Origin of the sequence: Roseobacter cerasinus (genome assembly GCF_009811755.1) — a bacterium.
GTDB classification, from domain to species: domain Bacteria; phylum Pseudomonadota; class Alphaproteobacteria; order Rhodobacterales; family Rhodobacteraceae; genus Roseobacter; species Roseobacter cerasinus.
This window is the reverse complement of sequence record NZ_BLIV01000002.1, coordinates 617,399-637,394: the sequence shown is the minus strand read 5'-3', so window position 1 is coordinate 637,394 and position 19,996 is coordinate 617,399. Positions and strand designations below refer to the sequence as shown.

Below are 19,996 nucleotides of genomic sequence, written 5' to 3'. Positions count from 1 at the left end.
CGCTTGAACATCCCAGAATCCCGTGGCACCTAGGGACATGACGCAGACACCTTTCCCCTCATGGCCCGACACCGCAGTACAGCTTATCGCCGTGGCAACCGGGCGCGGCGCCGCCGATACCGTCATTCGTGCAGGCAAATGGGTCAATGTCCATACCCGCGAAGTGCTGGACGGTCATGACATCGCCATTGTGGCAGGCCGCATCGCCTGCGTGGTGCCGGACGCGTCCCCCTGCATCGGGCTTGACACACAGGTCATCGAGGCCGAGGGCCGCTACATGATCCCCGGCTTATGCGACGGGCATATGCACATCGAAAGCGGTATGCTGACGCCTGCCGAATTCGCCCGCGCAGTCATCCCGCATGGGACGACCAGCATGTTCACCGACCCGCATGAAATCGCCAACGTGCTGGGCCTCGACGGCGTCCGCATGATGCATGACGAGGCGTTGATGCAGCCGGTGAACATCTTTACGCAGATGCCCTCCTGCGCGCCCTCTGCCCCGGGGATGGAGACTACGGGCTATGAGATCACCCCCGAGGATGTGGCAGAGGCGATGACCTGGCCCGGCATCATCGGGCTGGGTGAGATGATGAATTTCCCCGGCGTGTCGAACGCGGACCCGAAGATGCTGGCCGAGATCGCCGCGACGCAAGTCGCGGGCAAGACGGTGGGCGGGCACTACGCCTCGCCCGACCTCGGCCCAGCCTTCGCAGGCTATGTGGCGGGCGGCCCGGCGGATGATCACGAAGGCACCTGCGAGGCCGATGCCATTGCGCGGATGCGGCAAGGCATGCGGTCGATGATCCGGCTGGGCTCCGCCTGGTATGACGTGGAAAGCCAGATCACCGCGATCACCGAAAAGGGGCTCGATCCGCGCAACATGATCCTGTGCACCGATGACTGCCACTCCGGCACGTTGGTGAATGACGGGCATATGAACCGGGTCGTGCGCCACGCGATTGACTGCGGCTGCGACCCGCTGGTGGCGTTGCAGATGGCGACGATCAATACCGCGACGCACTTTGGGCTGGAGCGCGAGATTGGCTCGCTCACCCCAGGGCGGCGCGCAGATGTGATCCTGACATCGGATCTGAAAACGCTGCCCATCGAGACCGTAATCGCGCGCGGACAGACCGTCGCTGAGAACGGAACATGCCTCTTGGACTGCCCGCATTATAACTGGCCTGCAAAAGCACGCCAGACCGTGCATCTGGGCAAGATATTGGAGGCGAGCGATTTCACCATCCCCGCGCCCACCGGCGCCAACGCGGTGCGCGCAAACGTCATCGGCGTGGTCGAAAACCAGGCCCCCACCAAGGCGCTGCAGTTCGAGCTGCCCGTGACCGAAGGCCGCGTGCAGGCCACCGGGGATGTGGCGCAGATCGCTCTGGTCGAGCGCCACCGGGCGACAGGCAAAGTGACCAACGCCTTTGTCTCGGGCTTCGGCTACAAAGGCCCAATGTCCATGGCCTCCACCGTCGCCCATGACAGCCACCATATGATTGTCGTCGGCACTGATGCCGCGCATATGGCCATGGCCGCGAACCGGTTGGGCGAAGTCGGCGGCGGTATTGTCATCTTCAAGGATGGTGAAGAATTGGCGCTGGTGGAACTGCCCATTGCCGGGCTGATGTCTGACCAACCCGCTGCCGAGGTCGCAGCCAAGGCCGACCGGATGATGGACGCTATGCGCGCCTGTGGCTGCACGCTCAACAACGCCTATATGCAGCACTCCCTGCTGGCCCTCGTCGTCATCCCCGAACTGCGGATCTCTGACCTCGGCCTTGTGGACGTGCGCAGTTTTGAATTCATACCCGTTGTGGAATCTCTCTCATGACCGATATCCTGACCCCCAAAGCCCCTGCGGCCGAAGAATTCACCGATGCCAAGGCCGCCGTTGCCCGGCTGGAAGAGCTTTACACACAGGCGACCGAGTTCCTTTGCGCCCACTTCAGCAAAGCGATGAGTGACGGCGCGCCACAGGGCCGCATCCGCGCTTTCTATCCAGAGGTCATGTTCAAGACGTCGACCTTTGCGCAGGTGGACACGCGGCTGAGCTTTGGCCATGTCTCCGCCCCCGGCAGCTTCCGCGCTACAATCACACGGCCCGACCTTTTCCGCAGCTATCTGACGCAACAGATCGGGCTGCTGATCGAGAACCACGATCAGCCGGTGATCATCGGCGTGTCGGAAACGCCGATCCCGGTGCATTTCGCCGTGGCCAATGACGCCAGCATCACGGTGCCGCAAGAAGGTGCTGCAGCCTTCACACTGCGCGATGTCTTCGACGTGCCGGACCTCAGCACCACCAATGATGACATCGTGAACGGCACCTATGTGCCAACGGACGGTGTGGGCGCGCTGGCGCCTTTCACCGCGCAGCGTGTGGACTATTCGCTGGCACGGCTGGCGCATTACACCGCCACCGACCCTGCGCATTTCCAGAACCATGTGCTCTTCACGAACTACCAGTTCTACGTGTCCGAGTTCGAAACCTACGCCCGCCAGCAACTCGACGATCCGGCCTCAGGCTACACCGCCTTTGTCTCCACCGACAACGCGACGATCACCACCGGCGACGAACCACTGACCGAAGCGGTCAAGACCCCGCAGATGCCGACCTATCACCTCAAGCGCGCCGATGGGTCCGGCATCACACTGGTGAACATCGGTGTGGGGCCGTCAAACGCAAAAACGGCGACCGACCATATCGCCGTGCTGCGCCCGCACGCCTGGCTGATGGTGGGCCACTGTGCCGGGCTGCGCAACTCTCAGGCGCTGGGGGATTTCGTGCTGGCCCACGCGTATTTGCGCGAAGACCACGTGCTGGACGACGACCTTCCCGTCTGGGTGCCGATCCCGGCACTGGCGGAAATCCAGATCGCGCTGGAGCAGGCGGTGGCCGAAGTGACGGCGCTCGAAGGTTATGAGCTCAAACGCATCATGCGCACGGGTACCGTCGCGACCATCGACAACCGCAATTGGGAGCTGCGCGACCAGTCCGGCCCGGTGCAGCGGCTCAGCCAGTCACGTGCCGTGGCCCTCGACATGGAAAGCGCCACGATCGCCGCCAATGGCTACCGCTTCCGGGTGCCCTATGGCACGTTGCTCTGCGTCTCGGACAAACCGCTGCATGGCGAGTTGAAACTGCCTGGCATGGCCTCGGACTTTTATAAAACGCAAGTGACGCGGCATCTGCTGATCGGCATTCAGGCCATGGAGAAGCTGCGCGGCATGCCCCTGGAACGCATCCACAGCCGGAAATTGCGGTCCTTCGAAGAGACGGCGTTCCTGTGAGGGCCCAAAACCCCATAAAATAGGTTAATTTTGCATGTTTTTCCTTGCATTGCTCCACTATTCGTTGTGTTCATACACAACATCCGGGTAGATTTTGGCCATGAGGCCCTACCGTTCGGGCAGATAAGGAGAACAAGAACATGGCAAAACCAATGACAAAGACCCAATTGGTCGCGGCTCTGGCCGACGAAATGGGCTCCGACAAGAAATCCGCAAGTGCCGCACTGGACGCCGTTTGCAACCTGATCACACGCGAAGTCTCCGGCGGTGGCGCCGTAACCCTGCCCGGCGTGGGCAAGATCTACTGCCGCGAGCGCCCCGAGCGCATGGTGCGTAACCCCGCCACTGGCGAGCAATTCAAGAAAGACGCGGACAAGGTGGTCAAGATGACCATCGCCAAAGCGCTCAAGGACAGCGTGAACGGCTAACCGCCGCTGCGCTGAGACTTTTTCAAGGTCGCCTTCGGGCGGCCTTTTTTTACGACTGCATCACACCGCACCAAATCGATCTATTGCGCTTTGATCAGCTTGGAATGGGCGTCGGGGACAAAGGTCTGATCCGCCATCGGCGGCCGTACATAGCCACGCTGGGGCGGGCGCTCCTCCAGAATGATCTCATCCGCCGCGACATCTTCATAAGGAATGAGCGACAGCAGATGGCTGATGCAGTTCAACCGCGCGTGTTTTTTGACGTCAGACTCCACCACATACCAGGGTGATTGCTTGATATCGGTATGCGCAAACATGTCGTCCTTGGCCTTGGAGTAATCGACCCAGCGCTTGCGGCTTTCCAGATCCATCGGGCTCAGCTTCCAGCGCTTGGTCGGATGGGTGCGCCGCTTCTGAAAGCGCCGTTCCTGCTCCTCGTCACTGACCGAGAACCAGTATTTGATCAGCCGGATGCCGGAGCGCACAAGCATGCGTTCAAACTCCGGGCAGCTGCGCATGAACTCACGGTACTCATGTTCGGTGCAAAACCCCATCACCCGTTCGACACCGGCGCGGTTGTACCATGAGCGGTCAAAAATGATGATCTCACCTGCGGCAGGCAGATGCGCCACATAGCGCTGAAAGTACCACTGCGATTTCTCGCGCTCGGTCGGGGCGGGTAGGGCGACCACCTGGCAAATACGCGGATTCATCGCTTCGGTGATGCGTTTGATCGTTCCACCTTTGCCCGCGGCATCGCGCCCTTCGAAGACAATCGCGATCCTCTCTCCGGTGTGCCTGACCCATTCCTGAAGCTTCACCAGCTCGATCTGCAGCCTTGCAAGCTCCGCCTCATAGGCTGAATTGGAAATTTTGGTCATCTTGGTCTCCCCCGCTTTGGCATGCCCGGTGGCTTACCCTAGCATAGCCTGACGCGTGGCGCGTCGTCTAACTGCCAAAGCGCTGGGACACCAGCAAACGGACAGCAAGCCCGACAAAGACCACAGCTGCCGCGCGATTGATCATAATCTGTGCCCGTGGCCTGCGGCTCAGCCACACGCCCAGCGATCCTGCGGCAACAGCGACGGTGCAGAACACCGCAAGCGCACAAACCACGAAGGCAAGACCAAAAAGGAAGATCTGCGGGGTTACCGGCCCGCGCTCGGGGTCGGCAAACTGCGGCAGGAAGGCCAGAAAGAAGATCGCGACCTTGGGGTTGGTCACATTCATCACCAGGCCACGCAGAAACAGCGCACGCGGGGCAAGGCGGTGGCCCGCTTGGCCAAAATCAGCGGCACCGGCCCGCACGGCATTCCACGCGAGATAGAGCAGATAGGCCGCGCCCAGAAGCTTGAGCAGCGTAAACGCCAAGGCTGAGGTCTGGAAGATCACAGCGACTCCCAAGGCCACGGCAGTTGTATGCACCATCACGCCCGCACAGAGCCCCAGCGTCACGATCACACCCGCCATCCGCCCATGCAGCGCCGATTGCGTGAGCACAAAGATGTTGTCCGGCCCGGGCGCCATGGCCAAGGCGACAGAAGCCGTCAGAAACACTGCCAACACATTTGGATCAATCAGCACCTCAGCCCTCCCGCAAGGCGTGATGACACCGATCTGCGGGCCGGACAAGCCTGCTTGCCCTGATCGGGGTTTTCGGAAATGGTCCCCAAGAAACCACATCAGGGGCGTCATGGACAGTCGCGCGATATTGGCGGGTCTCGCCTTTGCCTTCATGTGGTCGTCAGCCTTCACGTCTGCACGGATCATCGTGGCGGATGCCTCGCCGCTGGCAGCCCTGACCCTGCGCTACCTGATCTCCGGGCTGCTTGGCGTGGCGATTGCGAAGGCGCTTGGCCAGTCCTGGAAGCTGACGCGCAGCCAATGGCGCGCGACCATCATCTTCGGCATCCTGCAGAACGCCGTCTATCTCGGGCTGAACTTCGTAGCGATGCAGACCATCGAGGCCTCGGTTGCTGCCATCATCGCCTCCACCATGCCGCTGCTGGTGGCTCTTGCAGGGTGGTTGTTTCTGAACGACCGCTTGCCGCCGCTCGGCATTGCGGGGCTTATCGCGGGGATCATCGGCGTCGGTCTGATCATGGGCACGCGCGTCACCGGCGGGGTCGACCTCTATGGGCTGATGCTCTGCGGTATCGGCGTAGTCGCACTGACCATTGCGACCTTGTCGGTGCGCGGGGCCACGTCGGGTGGAAATTTCCTGATGATCGTCGGCCTGCAGATGCTGGTGGGCTGTGCGGCACTGGCGCTGGCAACGGTGCTGCTCGAGACGCCGCGCATCGCACCAAGCTGGCCGCTGCTCGCCGCTTTCGCCTATACGACACTGGTGCCGGGGCTGGCAGCCACTTTCGTTTGGTTTTGGCTCGTGAACCGCATTGGTGCCACACGTGCGGCAACCTTCCACTTCCTCAACCCGTTCCTTGGCGTCGCCGTCGCAGCACTGTTGCTGGGCGAAACCCTGGGCGCGCTCGATATGCTGGGCGTGGCCATCATCGCCCTTGGTATCCTCGCCGTGCAGCTGTCGCGGCAAAGGACGGCGTAGCAAGACACTGGCAACCGACACCTCCGTAGAAAATCAGCGCAGCGACAAAGAAATGCGCCGGTTTCCACCCGCCTGTCTTTCAAAGGCCGCAAAGGAGATTGGTTTTCCCGACAGCTCTAACCGAGAGCGCATGTCCCAAAACAAACCCGTTGGTCTTGGGACACCCCCGATGGCGGATCCTCCAACCTGTCTCCCGCGCGCCGAGGCGTTCCTTGATGACGGCAATCTCCGCTTGCGGATGTGGCCCGCTGTGGCAACCGATGTCTCATGTGGAGTGTAGCGCCTTTGCCGGTCGGCGCTCAGCTAATTGTAGGCGCCGATGCAGCGCAGGTCTGCATCACGACACACATCCAAGCAAAAAAGAGCGGGGTCTGACCAGAGAACCCGAGGCTGACAAAACATTTGGAAACGTCACGGACGCATAAGCAGCGGCCTATGCCGGGTTCGCCCGCGACCCTTCCCAATGTGCGCCCATGGCCACAATGCAAGAGGTGCCGTTTGCGTAGCTTTGCACGATGAGCCATTCGCCATTGTGGGATGTGACCCAGATTTCCAGCATTGTTTCCGGGTCGCGCAGCCCCATGCCCTGACGCTCAGCCCCCCAAACCTCTTTCAGGGTCTCGGTCATTCGGGCGCTGTCGTCGCAGCTCACGTCCGACATGCGCGCCTGTGACAATGTTGGAAGCGCGACGCAGGCGCAGAGGAGAAAGGCAAGACGAAAGCTCATGATCGAACGCTAGCTGTTCAGAGCATAATATGTAACAGATTTATGACGGGCAGTGGATAAAAATGGCCCAATCCCACCATAGGTGGTGCGGATGTTGTGCATTTGCGGATTCAGGCGCAGTGTCACAGTTCCGTTGTGCAGTTGTTAGAAAACTGAAACGCAATTGTCACGAAGCTGTCGCTTTGGTCTCATACCCGCCTCTCGAACATTGGGGGCGATATGCTGCAAATCGATAGGCTCACAAAGCGGTTCGGGGACAAGACGGCCGTGGATGCGGCCACCATCTCTGTCGACAAACCGACAATGATCGGGATCATCGGTCGGTCCGGAGCAGGCAAGTCGACTTTGCTGCGTATGGTCAACCGGCTCAGTGATGCCTCCGAGGGCACGATCACATTCGAGGGCGAAGAGATCACGGCGCTGCGCGGGGCGGCCAAGCGGCATTGGCAGTCCCGCTGTGCAATGATCTTTCAACAATTCAACCTGGTGCCCCGGATGGACGTGGTGTCGAACGTGCTGCACGGGACCCTGAACAGACGGTCGACGTTGTCGACCATGTTCAACCTCTACCCGCAGTCGGACATCCACAAGGCCATCGAGATCCTTGACCGGCTGGGGATCGCCGAACAGGCACCCAAGCGGGCCGAAGCGCTGTCCGGTGGCCAGCAACAACGCGTCGCCATTGCCCGGGCCCTGATGCAGAACCCCAAGATCATTCTGGCCGATGAACCAATCGCAAGCCTTGACCCGATGAACGCTCAAGTTGTGATGCAGTCACTGCGGACCATTCACGAGGAAGACGGGCGCATGGTCATCGCCAATCTGCACACGCTCGATACGGCACGGCGGTATTGCGACCGGGTCATCGGCATGCGCGACGGGCGCATCGTCTTTGACGGCACCCCCGCGCAGCTCACCACCGGTGTGGCGCGTGACATCTATGGCGCGGGCGCGGATTTTTCCGAGGCGGCGACCTCGACCGAAATCGAGACACTGGACAGGCCGGGGGTCCGCGCGCGGACATCCACGCCCGAGCCAGTTCACCCCGCGTGATCCACGCGGGCCATCTTCATCACATCCAAGGGAGAAAACGATGAAAAAGACCCTCGCACTGGCCTTTGCCGCCACAACTGCGCTGAGCACTGCTGCTTTCGCCGAAGAGATCACCGAATTCCGCATCGGTGTTCTGGGCGGCGAGAATGCACAGGACCGCATCAACAACTATCAGTGCCTTGTCGACTACACGAGTGAAGCGCTGGGTGTTGAGACAAAGGTGTTCGCCCCCGCAGACTACAACGGCGTCATCCAGGGTCTGCTCGGCGGTACGCTCGATATGGCCTGGCTGGGGGCCTCGTCCTATGCCGCCACCTACCTGCAAGACCCGAACGCGGTTGAGCCTGTGCTGGTCAAGGTCAACCTTGACGGCTCCATCGGCTATCACTCCATCGGATTTGCGCGCAAGGACAGCGGCGTGACATCGCTGGACGATATGGAAGGCAAAGTGTTTGGGTTCGGTGATCCGAACTCCACCTCCGGCTACCTGATCCCCTCCATCGAGATCCCGCAGTACAAAGCGGGCATCACCATGGAGTCCGGTGAGTATTTCGGCGAAGTCAAATTCACCGGCGGCCATGAGCAGACCATCGTCGCCGTCAACAATGGTGACATTGATGGTGGCGTCACCTGGGCCGACGGCCAGGGCAACTGGGAAGACGGTTACAACTCCGGCGCGCTGCGCCGCGCGGTTGATGCCGGTCTGGTCGACATGAATGAGCTGGTGCAGATCTGGAAATCCGATGTCATCCCGGAAGGCCCCATCGTTCTGCGCAGCGCATTGCCAGACGACGTAAAAGCCAAAATGACAGAGTTGATGGACAACCTCTATGAAACCGACGCCGATTGCTCTTATGGCGTCTTCGCAGGCGACAACCTCGGCGCTCAGCCGGTGACGCACGAGACCTACATTTCCATCGTCGAGGCCCGCAAAGCCAAGATCGGCGGCTAAGTCATTTTCATGACGTATCCGGTGGCCCTTCGGGGCCGCCGGTCTTTTTTTGGGGGGTCGGGGCATGTCAGACGCGGCACTGGGGTCTGCGCCACAAGGCATAGATACCATTCAATCCAGCTACATGGCGCAGGTTCAACGCCGCAGGCTCTATGGCGGCCTGACCCTGTTGATTTTCGTCATTCTCATGGCGTCCGGGTTCAACATCGCGGATGACCGCAATGCAGGCGGTTTTTGGGACGGCCTGCACCAGATCGGAGATTACCCGGCCGAAGTGCTGACCGAGGCCTGGGAAAAGCGTGCCGATCTGCCTGCCCTTATCCTCAAGTATGTCCCGGCATTGGTTGAAACAGTGAATATCGCTGCCGTCTCGACCCTGATCGGCGGCATGGGAGGTTTGGTGCTGTCCCTGCTCGGAACGCGCGGACTTGCCAAATGGCCACGCCTGATCCCCCTGTTTCGCCGGATCTCGGACATCATGCGCGCGGTGCCGGAGATCGTGATCGCGCTGATGTTGATCTTCGTGCTGGGCGGCGGGCCTGTGCCCGCGATGATCGCCATCGCAATTCACACAGCAGGCGCGCTTGGCAAGATGTTCTCTGAAGTGGCCGAAAACGCGGATCTGAAGCCGGTCGAAGGTCTCGCCTCGACCGGGGCGACGTGGTCACAACGCATGGTGCTCGGCGTGCTGCCACAAGTTGCGCCGAATTACATCAGCTACGCGCTGCTGCGGTTCGAGATCAACATTCGCGCCTCCGCCATTCTCGGCTTCGTGGGCGCGGGTGGTCTGGGTTATGAGCTGCGCAATGCCATGGCCTGGGGTCCGGGCCGGTTCGACGAGGCGGGTGCGATCTTCATCCTCCTGTTCGGAACCATCGTGTTCTTTGACCAGGTCTCCAGCCGCTACCGCAACCGACTGACGGAAGGACAGGGCCAATGACCACAGCCGATCTGACCCTGACCAAGCAGGAGGCCGACACCCTGTTTCGGCGCAAACGCCTGATGGCTTTTGGCATTCCGGGTGTGGTCACGCTCTACCTTGCCTATATCTTCTTTGCCTTCGACCTGCCGGGCCTGGCGCAGCGCGCGAACCTCGACAACGCCATCACGCTGGCCTCCGATAGCTGGTCGCACAAGGTGCATGTGACGCGCGACAACCGCTCAGGCGACATCACATATGCCGTGGAAGGCGAACGCAAAGGCACCTACCCGGACGGCCAGCGCCCCGCGTGGGTTAGTGGCGACGAGGTGATCACCATCGCGCTCGGCGGTGAGCATGTTGTACGCTACCTGCCGGACAACAGAACCGAGATCGAGATCCCGGGGCTGCCGCTGATCGACGTGCAGGCCGAAGGCCGGAAGCTGACAAGCAATTTGCCGCAGGATCTGCCTGACTGGATCTCCGCCTCCAGCCGACGGATCAGCATCACCACGCCCGAGGGGCGGATCACCCTCACCGGCGCGCGCACAGAGGTGTTCAATTACTTCCCCGGTTGGGAGCTGTTCTGGTTCACACTGGACAGCCCCTACCACGGGCAGAGCCTCGGCACGATCCTGTTCGGCGACCGGATCGACCCCGCGCGCGGCAACATCCCGGGCGCGGTCTCGGACTGGTGGAACAATGCCATGTGGCGCCACAAAGACGTGGTCTGGGCGATTGGCGAGACAATCCTGATGGCCTTTCTTGGCACAATGGGGGCCGCGCTCATCGCTTTGCCGCTGGCCTTTTTGGCTGCCAAACGGTTTTCGCCAATCATGCTGCTGCGCGCCGCAACCCGTCGCCTCTTTGACTTCGTGCGCGGGGTGGATGCGTTGATCTGGACGGTGGTGCTGGCGCGCGCGTTTGGTCCGGGGCCGTTGACCGGGGCGCTGGCAATCCTGATCACCGACACGGGCACCTTTGGCAAAATCTTCTCCGAAGCCTTGGAGAATGTCGACCAGAAACAGATAGAGGGCGTGTCCTCCACCGGTGCCAAACCGCTGCAACGCTATCGGTTTGGGGTCATCCCACAGGTGGTTCCGGTTCTATTGGCGCAGATCCTGTATTTTCTGGAATCCAACACACGCTCGGCCACAATCATCGGCGCAATCACCGGCGGCGGCATTGGCCTGATGCTGACGCAGGCCATCCAGACCCAGAAGGACTGGGAAGAGGTCGCCTATTACATCATGCTGATCATCGCCATGGTCATGTTCATGGATTGGGTCTCCGGTTGGCTGCGCGGCAAAATGATCGGGCGCAAGGACTGATGGCGCGTCGTCTGATCTTGAGCAGCAACCGCAGGGGCGGAGCCACAGGTCTGGCCATTGCAATCGGGGCTGGGCAGGGCGCGCGCGATAAGCCCAGTGCGGTCGCCGCCAAGAGTGTCGCCGGGCCAGACCAACGCGCGATGCCTAATACCGGGAAGATCGTCCATTTGACCGCCAAAGAAACAGAGGTCTGATCATGCCGCGCCTGTCGCCTGAGACCCCGGTCTTGCATCCCGACTGTGAAATCACGGACAGCACATTTGGGGCCTATGTCGAGATTGGCAAAGGCAGCCGCGTCGCGCATTCGGCCTTCGGCGACTACAGCTACTGTGACCGCTATGCCGACATCGCCAACGCGCAGATCGGCAAGTTTGCCAACATCGCAGCCTTCAGCCGGATCGGAGCCACCGACCACCCGCTGCACACCGCCGCCTGCCACCATTTCCTCTATCGGTCGGAGGACTATTGGGATGATGCGAGCCGGGACGCCGACTTTTTTGCATACCGCAAGTCACGCGTGGCTCACATTGGCCACGATACCTGGATCGGTGCGGGTGCCATGATCAAACCCGAGGTCACATTGGGACACGGCGCCGTAGTCGCGGCAGGGGCCGTGGTCACCAAAGACGTTGACCCTTACACCATTGTCGCTGGCACCCCGGCCAAGGACTTGCGCGCGCGTCAACCGCGCGCCATTGCGGACCGGCTGATCGCGCTGGCCTGGTGGGATTGGCCCCATGATGCGCTGCGCAGAGCGCTTGAGGACTTCCGCGCGCTGCGGGCCGAGGCCTTTCTGGAGAAATACAAAGGCTAGATGTCCAGCGTCAGCGTCACCCTGTCACCTGCAAACCACGTCCGGCCGTACTCCACCGGTAAACCGCCTTCGTCGATGTTGACCCCGGACGACCTGAGCAGCGGATCCCCTTCGGCAACCTGCAAATGCAGGGCCTGGGTGGCCGACGCGCGCACCGCCGTCAGCCGTGTGGAGGCGCGCGTGTAGTCAGCGACGCCGACACTGTTCAACGCCTGCGTCACGCTGCTTGTCTCGGCCAATGCGGTCCCGATGCCTGGCAGGCGGGCCAATGGGAACAGGCTCTCAAAAAGCGCGATGGCTTGCCCGTCGGCCAGTGACAGGCCGTGATAGGCGCAGACCGGATCGCCAGGGGAAATCGCCAGCGCCCGCGCTTCACCGTCTGTCGCTGCCCGGTGTTCGACCTGCAGGACGCGCTTTTCCGGGCGGCGCCCCGCCGCGATCAGGTTTTCATGAAACCGCACCCGCCGCCCAATCGGATAATCCGTGGGCGTCGCCGCAACAAAGGCCCCCGCCCCGCGCCGCGTGCGGATCAGACCTTCATCGACCAATGCGGAGATGCCGTGACGCACCGTATGACGGTTGACGCCAAAGCGCTCCGCCAAGTCGGCCTCCGTCGGCAGCTTGTCACCGGGGCTATAGCGGCCTTCGGCCAGATCACCGCGCAACGTGTCCGCGATGGCCTTCCAGATCGGGGTCTTGGCGGCAGTGTTACGCAAAATTCACAAATACCCTCTGTCATGAAAGGCCGAATCTGATAAGATAAGTATAGTTGTATAGTATGTACGAAAGTTGTCGAGATGAAAGACACTTTGGGTCAGGAAAACCCGCGCAGGGCCTGGATGAGCCTGATGGCAAAGGCGCCCGAAGGCCGAGTCGCGGCTCTTTTGGACGCAGCAATGAGCCGTCCCGCCTTCACCTGGCTGCGCGCGCCCGAGATCGGCAGCACCATGGTGCGTGGCCGCATGGGCGGTACTGGCGCGCCGTTCAATCTGGGTGAGATGACGGTCACACGATGCGCGCTGACGCTGAGAACCGGCGAAGTGGGCCATGCGTATATTCAGGGCCGCCGCCAGGGGGATGCCGAAGCGGCAGCGCTGGTCGATGCGCTGATGCAAACGGACGCGGCGCGCCGGTTGCGCGAAACCGTGCTGGAGCCACTCGCAGACGAGCAGCGGGCTACAAAGGCTGCACGCGCCGCAAAGGCCGCAGCGACCAAGGTCGAGTTCTTCACACTGGCCAGAGGAGAGGATTGATGCAGGCTGAAACCCTGTGCGGCGGCTTTGCCGACCCGGCCATCCAATCGGCCCACGCCTTCCGCAGTGTGATGGAAGCGATGGCGCGCCCGGGTACTATTCACGACATCAGTGGTGCAGAACCACCAGCCCCCTTGTCCAAGGCTGCGGGAGCCGTTCTTCTCACACTCTGCGACAGCGAGACCCCGATTTATCTGGCTGGAGAGGCGGATTGCGACGCGGTGCGCGCATGGCTGGCCTTTCATACTGGCGCGCCGCTGACGGGGCCGTCACACTGCATGTTCGCCCTGGGCCGCTGGGAGGCTTTGATGCCGCTACATGCCTATCCCATCGGCACCCCGGACTACCCGGATCGCTCAGCAACGCTGGTCGTGGACGGCGCAGGGCTTGTGGCATCGGGCACAACGCTTACTGGCCCTGGCATCAAGGACACTGCGTCGCTGTCATTACCAGATGTGGGGGCGTTGCAGGCCAACACGGCCCTGTTTCCCTTGGGGCTCGACTTCATTTTCACCAGCGGCAGCCAGCTTGCAGCACTGCCCAGAACGATAGAGGTCTGCTGATGTATGTGGCTGTCAAAGGCGGTGAACGGGCGATTGCAAACGCCCATGCCTGGCTCGCCGAAGAGCGCCGGGGCAACACCGACGTCGCCGAACTCAGCATCACGCAGATCCGCGAGCAGCTGAGCCTCGCGGTCAACCGCGTGATGGCTGAGGGCTCGCTTTATGATCCGGATCTCGCAGCGCTGGCGATCAAGCAAGCGCGGGGCGACCTGATCGAGGCGATTTTTCTGATCCGCGCCTATCGCACGACCTTGCCGCGTTTTGGCGCGTCAGAACCAGTCGATACCGGGGCGATGGCCTGTGATCGACGCATCTCGGCGACGTTCAAGGACCTGCCGGGCGGTCAAGTGCTTGGGCCGACGTTCGACTACACACATCGCTTGCTGGATTTCAAACTGGCCGCGGATGGGGGCCAGCCGGAAGCGCCCACGCGGGAGGCTGAACCGGGTGACGTGCCTCACGTGACTGAGTTCCTGAACCGCGAGGGCCTGATCGAAGAGGCCCCGCATGACGATACACCCCCTCCCGATCTGACGCGGGAGCCGCTGGAAATGCCCGCTGACCGGGCGCTGCGCCTGCAAGCGCTGAGCCGTGCGGATGAAGGGTTCACCCTAGGGCTCGCCTATTCGACACAGCGGGGATACGCCCGGAACCATGCCTTTGTGGGCGAGTTGCGCATCGGCACCGTGCCCGTTGAGATGGACATCCCCGAGTTGGGCTTTGCCGTCGAGATCGGCGACGTCAGCCTGACCGAGTGCGAAACCGTGAACCAGTTCAAAGGGTCCAAGACCGAACCGCCGCAATTCACGCGCGGCTATGGCCTGGTTTTTGGCCAGAGCGAGCGTAAGGCGATCTCCATGGCGCTTGTTGATCGTGCGCTGCGTTGGGAAGAGCTGGGCGAAGACAATGTGGGCGCGCCTGCGCAGGATGCGGAGTTTGTACTCTACCACGCGGACAACATTCAGGCGACTGGCTTTCTGGAGCACATCAAGCTGCCGCACTACGTCGACTTTCAGTCAGAGCTGGAGCTGGTGCGCAAGCTGCGTCGCGAAGCGAGCGCGGCTCAGGTGCAGGAGGCTGCAGAGTGAAACATGTTGTCTTTGATATTGGCGCGGTCCTGATCGACTGGGACCCGGCCCTGGCCTGGCACGACGATCTGGGAGCGGCAGAAACCAAGGCTTTCTTGCAGCGCATCAACTTCGACAAACTGAACTTTGCCTGCGATGCGGGCACGTCCTTCTTTGACGCGGCGCGTGCGTTGACAGATGCAGAGGATGGCAAACGCCTGGCACAATATGTCGCGCGCTATGCGCAAACGGTTCCAAACAAGATTTCCCGAACATGGGACATTCTATACGCCCTCAAAGACGCAGGTGTGCGGGTTTTCGCCATCACAAATTGGTCAGCTGAGACCTGGCCCGAAGGCTGCCGGGCGCATCCCGAGTTGGCCGAGGTTTTTGAGACCACAATCGTTTCCGGCAAGGTCGGCATGGTGAAGCCAAGTGTTGCAATTTACCGCCATTTCTGTGCCGAGGCGGGTGTAGAGGCAGCGGACTGCATCTTCACCGACGACGGAATGCACAATTGCCTCGGCGCGAAGGCCGCTGGCATGGATGCCATCCATTTCACCGGGCCTGGTGCGCTTGAAACTGGCCTCAAGGCACGGGGGCTTCTATGACCGATCAGGCCTACAATTTCGCTTATCTCGATGAGCAGACCAAGCGGATGATCCGCCGTGCCATCCTCAAAGGTCTGGCGATCCCCGGCTATCAGGTGCCCTTTGCCAGCCGCGAGATGCCGATGCCCTATGGCTGGGGCACCGGCGGCGTGCAGGTGTCAGCCGCCATTCTGACGCCCGAGGATACCTTCAAGGTGATCGATCAGGGCGCGGATGACACGACCAATGCGGTCTCGATCCGCACCTTCTTTGAACGGACTGCAGGCGTGGAGACGACCACCACGACCGCCGATGCCTCCGTGATCCAGACCCGCCACCGCATCCCCGAAGACCCCCTGAGCGCAGGGCAGATCCTTGTCTACCAGGTGCCAATCCCCGAGCCGCTGCGCTTTCTTGAGCCGCGCGAGAGCGAGACGCGCAAGATGCACAGTCTTGAGGAATACGGGCTGATGCATGTGAAGCTCTATGAGGACATCAGCAGACACGGCCATATCGCGACCGCCTATGCCTACCCGGTGAAGGTCGAGGGGCGCTATGTGATGGACCCGTCCCCGATCCCCAAATTCGACAACCCGAAGCTGGACGGTATGGAAGCGATCCAATTGTTCGGGGCCGGGCGAGAGCAACGTATTTATGCATTGCCGCCTTATACACACGTCGTCAGCCTCGATTTCGAAGACCACCCTTTCGAGGCCTCAAAAGCCGATCACCCCTGCGGGATGTGCGGGGCTGAGGACAGCTATCTCGATGAGGTGATCATGGATGATGCGGGTGGTCGGATGTTTGTCTGCTCCGACACTGACTATTGCGAGGCGCGGCAGGCGGCTGGGCACAGAGGAAAGGACGCGGCATGACAGCTTTGCTCTCTGTCTCCGGCATCACCAAGAACTATGGCGCCTATGTCGGCTGTGCCGATGTGTCGTTTGATCTCTACCCCGGTGAGGTCATGGGCATCGTGGGTGAAAGCGGGTCGGGCAAATCCACGCTGCTTAACTGTCTGGCCGGGCACCTGACCCCGGATAGAGGTGAGGTGGTCTTTGACACGCGCGCTGATGGCCCCAAAGATACCGTGACCCTCTCGGAACCCGAACGGCGGATGCTGTCCCGGACCGACTGGGCCTTTGTGCACCAGCATGCCCGGGACGGGTTGCGCATGGGTGTGTCGGCAGGGGGCAACGTTGGTGAGCGGCTGATGGCCGTGGGCGAGCGCCATTATGGGAACATCCGCGACAAAGCCACCGATTGGCTTGAGCGGGTCGAGATTGATGCGACCCGCGTCGATGACCGGCCCACAACCTTCTCGGGGGGCATGCAGCAACGCCTGCAGATCGCGCGCAACCTGGTGACCGGGCCGCGTCTGGTGTTCATGGATGAACCCACAGGTGGGCTGGACGTGTCGGTGCAGGCGCGGCTTCTGGATCTGCTGCGCGGGTTGGTGCGCGACATGGGGCTGTCGGCGATCATCGTAACCCATGACCTTGCCGTGGTGCGCCTGTTGGCCGACCGCCTGATGGTGATGAAGTCGGGCCGCGTGGTCGAGGCTGGTCTGACCGATCAGGTGCTCGATGACCCGCAGCACGCCTACAGCCAACTTCTTGTCAGCTCCGTCTTGCAGGTGTGATGATGATAGAACTCAGAGAGGTCTCTAAAACCTTCACCCTACACAATCAGGGGAGCGCCGTGATCGGCGTGATCAGTAATGTGTCCTTCACAGTCGCACCGGGCGAATGTGTCGCGCTGACCGGGGCCTCGGGCGCCGGGAAATCGACCCTGATGCGGATGATCTATGGCAACTACCTGACCCAGTCGGGCGAGATCCGCATCGGTGACGTAGACATTGTGCAGGCTGAGCCACGAGAGGTCATTGCGCTGCGCCGCGAGGTGCTGGGCTATGTCAGCCAGTTCCTGCGCGTGGTCCCACGGGTGCCGACGCTGGACGTTGTCGCAGACCCGCTGCGCGCCTTGGGCGTGAGCGGCGCGGATGCCCATTCCCGGGCTGAGGAACTTCTGCGCCAGCTCAACATCCCGGAGCGGCTCTGGTCGTTGTCGCCCACGACGTTTTCAGGGGGCGAGCAGCAACGGGTGAACATCGCACGCGGCTTTGCCCATGCTTATCCGGCGATGCTGCTTGACGAACCGACGGCGAGCTTGGATGCGGCCAATCGGGAGGTGGTTCTCACGCTTATCGAGGCCGCAAAGGCGCGGGGCGCTGCGATCATCGGTATCTTCCACGACGAAGCAGCCCGTGCCCGTGTCTGCGACCGCGAGATCGACGTGAGCTGCTTTACCCCCGGGCTGGCCGCATGACCCAAGGACGCCTCATCGCAGTCGTTGGCCCATCGGGGGTTGGCAAGGACAGTGTGATGGCTGGCATTCACGCCGCTCTGCCAGAGATTCATCTGGTCCGGAGAGTCATAACGCGAGCGCCGGAGTTGGGTGGCGAAGACTATGACGCGGTATCGGTGGAGGACTTCGAAGCCATGGTCGCAAGCGGGGCCTTCGCGGTGCATTGGGGCGCCCATGGACTCTACTATGGCATCCCCGTTACAGTGAAACATCACTTGAACACGGGCACCGATTGCCTTGTGAATTTCTCCCGCAGGGCCTTGGCCGAGGCGGCAGCGACCTTTCCGCTTGTCATGGTTCTGAACATCACGGCAAAACCCGAAACCCTGGCGCAACGCCTCGCAGCGCGCGGGCGGGAAACGGACACGGAGATCGCCAAACGTCTGGCGCAGGCCGAAAAGCCCTTGCCACCAGAACTTGACGCGCTCCATGTGTCCAATGACGGGCCGCTCTCCCAAACCGTCGCGCGGGCCGTGGCGCTGCTTCAACCGGCGAAGGTATAGCGATGGCGTCCCCTGACCCGAGCATCTCCGCATGTCCCACGCCGAGTGATGTGCTCATTGCAAAGGGCGCACAAGCGTGCCAACGGCCCTTTTGGGGCAGTACATGGTAAGTCACAAAGCGAGTGCATGATATGAATTCTCCTTTCCCCGCGTCCTCTCTCACCAAACCCTACGCCAGTGAATTGCCGGGTGATCTCTGCCTTGCCAATGCACGGCTCGTGCTGCCGGATCGGGTGGTGACCGGCTCAGTGACCATCGACAAGGGCGTAATTTCGGAGATTGCAGAAGGAGACCACGTGCCGACCGGCGCGGTGGATTGCGCCGGTGATCTGGTGCTGCCGGGGCTGGTCGAGCTTCACACCGACAATGTCGAACGCCATATTGAGCCCCGCCCAGATGTGGACTGGCCGCATCTGCCGGCCCTGATCGCCCATGATGCGGAGCTGGCGTCTACGGGCATCACAACCGTCTTCGATGCCATGCGGGTTGGGTCCATCCATACCGGCAAGGGCCGCTACATCGACTATGCGCGCAAGCTGGCCAACGAACTGCTGGCGGCGCGCGCGCAAGGGCTGTTCAAAATCAGCCACTTCCTGCATTTGCGGGCCGAGATTTGCTCAGAAACCCTGCTGGAGGAATTGGCCACGTTTGGCCCGGAGGACCGCGTCGGCATTGTCAGCCTCATGGATCACACCCCCGGCCAGCGCCAGTTCCGTGATCTGACCGCACTAAAAACCTATGTCACAAAAAAACGCGGCATGAATGATGTCGAATTTGCCGAACACGTCGAGAACCTGCTGGGCCTTCAGACGCGTTTCGGGGCACGGCATGAAACCGGAGCGGTTGCCGAGGCCGGACGGCTTGGTGCCGTGCTGGCAAGCCACGATGACACCACGGCTGAACAGGTCGCGACCTCCTCTGAAAATGGTGTGGGCTTTGCGGAGTTCCCGACAACCGTGGAGGCTGCGCGCGCCTGTCGCGCCAACGGCATCGCAGTGATGATGGGCGCACCCAACCTGATCCGGGGCGGTTCGCATTCGGGCAACGTCGCCGCAGAAGACCTGGCGAAAGCTGATCTGCTGGACATTGTATCGTCGGACTATGTGCCCTCGGCGCTGCTGTTGTCGGCTTTTCACTTGGCCCGGCTCTGGGATGATCTGCCCCGCGCCGTCGCCACCGTGACGGCGGGCCCGGCCAAAGCCGCGCAACTGACTGATCGCGGGGCGTTGCAGCCGGGACTGCGCGGCGATGTACTGCGGGTCCGCACCATCGGCCCGACGCCCCTGCTGCGCGGAGTCTGGTGTCAGGGCAACAAGACTGGATAGGGAAGAAACCGCCTGTGCGAGAACTTGGTATCACCCCAAGTCTATCAGCCGCATGCACAAGATCTCAAAAAGCGCTGGATGATTGCCCGAACCCACGGTCGCGTCACCTTGCTTGACAAGCCAACACTGCAGGACCTCGCTGCCGCAAATTAATATTCGATTTTCTGCATGTTAAGTGACACTGTCACTGAAGATGCAGGATCAAAAGTGTACGTGTTCTCCAAGCTATACAAAAATGGAG

The 19,996-nt window shown here is 61.5% G+C and carries 22 protein-coding genes; 18 read left to right on the top strand and 4 right to left on the bottom strand.

Annotated features, from left to right (window positions below; translation table 11 throughout):
- Positions 1 to 37: 37 nt before the first annotated feature.
- The 3 genes from ade to So717_RS06950 all read left to right on the top strand — a co-directional run bounded on the left by ade (position 38) and on the right by So717_RS06950 (position 3,728).
- Positions 38 to 1,840 (top strand): adenine deaminase, encoded by a 1,803-nt coding sequence (gene ade / locus So717_RS06960; RefSeq protein WP_159975482.1) that lies wholly within the window; start codon positions 38 to 40, stop codon positions 1,838 to 1,840.
- Positions 1,837 to 3,300, top strand: a complete 1,464-nt coding sequence (locus tag So717_RS06955) for an AMP nucleosidase (RefSeq protein WP_159975481.1) — start codon at positions 1,837 to 1,839, stop codon at positions 3,298 to 3,300. Before ade ends, So717_RS06955 begins: the two co-directional genes overlap by 4 nt.
- Positions 3,301 to 3,440: 140 nt before the next feature.
- Entirely contained in the window at positions 3,441 to 3,728 is a 288-nt protein-coding gene (locus So717_RS06950; protein WP_159975480.1) for an HU family DNA-binding protein, read from the top strand.
- Between the two features lie 80 nt (positions 3,729 to 3,808).
- Here the strand turns inward: So717_RS06950 and ppk2 are convergent, their stop codons facing one another.
- Both ppk2 and So717_RS06940 read right to left on the bottom strand, forming a co-directional pair.
- Positions 3,809 to 4,609, bottom strand: coding sequence for a polyphosphate kinase 2 (ppk2, locus tag So717_RS06945; protein ID WP_159975479.1), 801 nt, complete (start codon positions 4,607 to 4,609; stop codon positions 3,809 to 3,811).
- A gap of 67 nt (positions 4,610 to 4,676) precedes the next feature.
- Entirely contained in the window at positions 4,677 to 5,312 is a 636-nt protein-coding gene (locus So717_RS06940) for a LysE family translocator (protein WP_159975478.1), read from the bottom strand.
- Positions 5,313 to 5,421: 109 nt separating this feature from the next.
- Between So717_RS06940 and So717_RS06935 the strand changes: the two genes are divergently transcribed.
- A complete protein-coding gene (locus So717_RS06935) occupies positions 5,422 to 6,291 on the top strand; it encodes a DMT family transporter (RefSeq protein ID WP_159975477.1) in 870 nt (289 codons plus the stop codon).
- A gap of 433 nt (positions 6,292 to 6,724) precedes the next feature.
- Here So717_RS06935 and So717_RS06930 read toward each other — a convergent pair whose 3' ends face one another.
- Positions 6,725 to 7,018, bottom strand: a complete 294-nt coding sequence (locus So717_RS06930; RefSeq protein ID WP_159975476.1) for a hypothetical protein — start codon at positions 7,016 to 7,018, stop codon at positions 6,725 to 6,727.
- A 219-nt stretch (positions 7,019 to 7,237) separates the two neighbouring features.
- Here So717_RS06930 and phnC point away from each other — a divergent pair, with 219 nt between their 5' ends.
- The 5 genes from phnC to So717_RS06905 all read left to right on the top strand — a co-directional run bounded on the left by phnC (position 7,238) and on the right by So717_RS06905 (position 12,087).
- The gene (gene phnC / locus So717_RS06925) at positions 7,238 to 8,071 is read left to right on the top strand and encodes a phosphonate ABC transporter ATP-binding protein (protein ID WP_159975475.1); all 834 of its coding nucleotides are present in this window, start codon (positions 7,238 to 7,240) and stop codon (positions 8,069 to 8,071) included.
- Between the two features lie 40 nt (positions 8,072 to 8,111).
- A complete protein-coding gene (phnD, locus tag So717_RS06920) occupies positions 8,112 to 9,023 on the top strand; it encodes a phosphonate ABC transporter substrate-binding protein (protein ID WP_159975474.1) in 912 nt (303 codons plus the stop codon).
- Positions 9,024 to 9,087: 64 nt separating this feature from the next.
- Entirely contained in the window at positions 9,088 to 9,963 is an 876-nt protein-coding gene (gene phnE, locus So717_RS06915; RefSeq protein ID WP_159975473.1) for a phosphonate ABC transporter, permease protein PhnE, read from the top strand.
- Positions 9,960 to 11,273, top strand: coding sequence for a phosphonate ABC transporter, permease protein PhnE (gene phnE / locus So717_RS06910; RefSeq protein ID WP_159975472.1), 1,314 nt, complete (start codon positions 9,960 to 9,962; stop codon positions 11,271 to 11,273). The genes phnE (So717_RS06915) and phnE (So717_RS06910) overlap by 4 nt, the downstream gene beginning before the upstream one ends.
- A gap of 196 nt (positions 11,274 to 11,469) precedes the next feature.
- Positions 11,470 to 12,087, top strand: coding sequence for an LbetaH domain-containing protein (locus So717_RS06905; RefSeq protein WP_159975471.1), 618 nt, complete (start codon positions 11,470 to 11,472; stop codon positions 12,085 to 12,087).
- Here the strand turns inward: So717_RS06905 and phnF are convergent.
- Positions 12,084 to 12,803 carry a phosphonate metabolism transcriptional regulator PhnF gene (gene phnF / locus So717_RS06900; RefSeq protein WP_159975470.1) on the bottom strand — a complete coding sequence of 240 codons (720 nt, stop codon included), beginning with the start codon at positions 12,801 to 12,803 and terminating at the stop codon, positions 12,084 to 12,086. The two genes, So717_RS06905 and phnF, sit on opposite strands and share 4 nt — an antisense overlap.
- Before the next feature lie 81 nt (positions 12,804 to 12,884).
- On the opposite strand from phnF, the gene phnG reads away from it, so the two are divergent.
- From phnG to So717_RS06855, 9 genes are all read left to right on the top strand, one after another.
- Positions 12,885 to 13,340 (top strand): phosphonate C-P lyase system protein PhnG, encoded by a 456-nt coding sequence (gene phnG / locus So717_RS06895; protein WP_159975469.1) that lies wholly within the window; start codon positions 12,885 to 12,887, stop codon positions 13,338 to 13,340.
- Entirely contained in the window at positions 13,340 to 13,903 is a 564-nt protein-coding gene (gene phnH / locus So717_RS06890; protein ID WP_159975468.1) for a phosphonate C-P lyase system protein PhnH, read from the top strand. Before phnG ends, phnH begins: the two co-directional genes overlap by 1 nt.
- Positions 13,903 to 14,991: a carbon-phosphorus lyase complex subunit gene (locus tag So717_RS06885; RefSeq protein WP_159975467.1), complete on the top strand. Its 1,089-nt coding sequence runs from the start codon at positions 13,903 to 13,905 to the stop codon at positions 14,989 to 14,991. The genes phnH and So717_RS06885 overlap by 1 nt, the downstream gene beginning before the upstream one ends.
- Positions 14,988 to 15,581, top strand: a complete 594-nt coding sequence (locus So717_RS06880) for an HAD family hydrolase (protein ID WP_159975466.1) — start codon at positions 14,988 to 14,990, stop codon at positions 15,579 to 15,581. Before So717_RS06885 ends, So717_RS06880 begins: the two co-directional genes overlap by 4 nt.
- Positions 15,578 to 16,435 carry an alpha-D-ribose 1-methylphosphonate 5-phosphate C-P-lyase PhnJ gene (locus So717_RS06875; protein WP_159975465.1) on the top strand — a complete coding sequence of 286 codons (858 nt, stop codon included), beginning with the start codon at positions 15,578 to 15,580 and terminating at the stop codon, positions 16,433 to 16,435. Before So717_RS06880 ends, So717_RS06875 begins: the two co-directional genes overlap by 4 nt.
- A complete protein-coding gene (phnK, locus tag So717_RS06870) occupies positions 16,432 to 17,202 on the top strand; it encodes a phosphonate C-P lyase system protein PhnK (RefSeq protein WP_159975464.1) in 771 nt (256 codons plus the stop codon). Before So717_RS06875 ends, phnK begins: the two co-directional genes overlap by 4 nt.
- A 2-nt stretch (positions 17,203 to 17,204) precedes the next feature.
- Complete coding sequence (gene phnL, locus So717_RS06865) at positions 17,205 to 17,888, top strand: phosphonate C-P lyase system protein PhnL (protein ID WP_159975656.1); 684 nt, start codon at positions 17,205 to 17,207, stop codon at positions 17,886 to 17,888.
- On the top strand, positions 17,885 to 18,430 hold the full coding sequence (gene phnN, locus So717_RS06860; RefSeq protein ID WP_159975463.1) for a phosphonate metabolism protein/1,5-bisphosphokinase (PRPP-forming) PhnN: 546 nt from the start codon (positions 17,885 to 17,887) through the stop codon (positions 18,428 to 18,430). The genes phnL and phnN overlap by 4 nt, the downstream gene beginning before the upstream one ends.
- Positions 18,431 to 18,561: 131 nt before the next feature.
- Entirely contained in the window at positions 18,562 to 19,755 is a 1,194-nt protein-coding gene (locus So717_RS06855; protein WP_174238999.1) for an alpha-D-ribose 1-methylphosphonate 5-triphosphate diphosphatase, read from the top strand.
- Positions 19,756 to 19,996: the final 241 nt, after the last annotated feature.

Coding starts and splice junctions, on each gene's coding strand:
- phnL (WP_159975656.1), top strand. CDS start 17,205: ATGATAGAACTCAGAGAGGTCTCTAAAACCTTCACCCTACACAATCAG.
- phnD (WP_159975474.1), top strand. CDS start 8,112: ATGAAAAAGACCCTCGCACTGGCCTTTGCCGCCACAACTGCGCTGAGC.
- phnE (WP_159975472.1), top strand. CDS start 9,960: ATGACCACAGCCGATCTGACCCTGACCAAGCAGGAGGCCGACACCCTG.
- phnK (WP_159975464.1), top strand. CDS start 16,432: ATGACAGCTTTGCTCTCTGTCTCCGGCATCACCAAGAACTATGGCGCC.
- So717_RS06935 (WP_159975477.1), top strand. CDS start 5,422: ATGGACAGTCGCGCGATATTGGCGGGTCTCGCCTTTGCCTTCATGTGG.
- phnN (WP_159975463.1), top strand. CDS start 17,885: ATGACCCAAGGACGCCTCATCGCAGTCGTTGGCCCATCGGGGGTTGGC.
- phnH (WP_159975468.1), top strand. CDS start 13,340: ATGCAGGCTGAAACCCTGTGCGGCGGCTTTGCCGACCCGGCCATCCAA.
- So717_RS06930 (WP_159975476.1), bottom strand. CDS start 7,018: ATGAGCTTTCGTCTTGCCTTTCTCCTCTGCGCCTGCGTCGCGCTTCCA.
- phnE (WP_159975473.1), top strand. CDS start 9,088: ATGTCAGACGCGGCACTGGGGTCTGCGCCACAAGGCATAGATACCATT.
- So717_RS06885 (WP_159975467.1), top strand. CDS start 13,903: ATGTATGTGGCTGTCAAAGGCGGTGAACGGGCGATTGCAAACGCCCAT.
- So717_RS06855 (WP_174238999.1), top strand. CDS start 18,562: ATGAATTCTCCTTTCCCCGCGTCCTCTCTCACCAAACCCTACGCCAGT.
- phnG (WP_159975469.1), top strand. CDS start 12,885: ATGAAAGACACTTTGGGTCAGGAAAACCCGCGCAGGGCCTGGATGAGC.
- So717_RS06875 (WP_159975465.1), top strand. CDS start 15,578: ATGACCGATCAGGCCTACAATTTCGCTTATCTCGATGAGCAGACCAAG.
- ppk2 (WP_159975479.1), bottom strand. CDS start 4,609: ATGACCAAAATTTCCAATTCAGCCTATGAGGCGGAGCTTGCAAGGCTG.
- So717_RS06950 (WP_159975480.1), top strand. CDS start 3,441: ATGGCAAAACCAATGACAAAGACCCAATTGGTCGCGGCTCTGGCCGAC.
- So717_RS06955 (WP_159975481.1), top strand. CDS start 1,837: ATGACCGATATCCTGACCCCCAAAGCCCCTGCGGCCGAAGAATTCACC.
- So717_RS06905 (WP_159975471.1), top strand. CDS start 11,470: ATGCCGCGCCTGTCGCCTGAGACCCCGGTCTTGCATCCCGACTGTGAA.
- phnC (WP_159975475.1), top strand. CDS start 7,238: ATGCTGCAAATCGATAGGCTCACAAAGCGGTTCGGGGACAAGACGGCC.
- ade (WP_159975482.1), top strand. CDS start 38: ATGACGCAGACACCTTTCCCCTCATGGCCCGACACCGCAGTACAGCTT.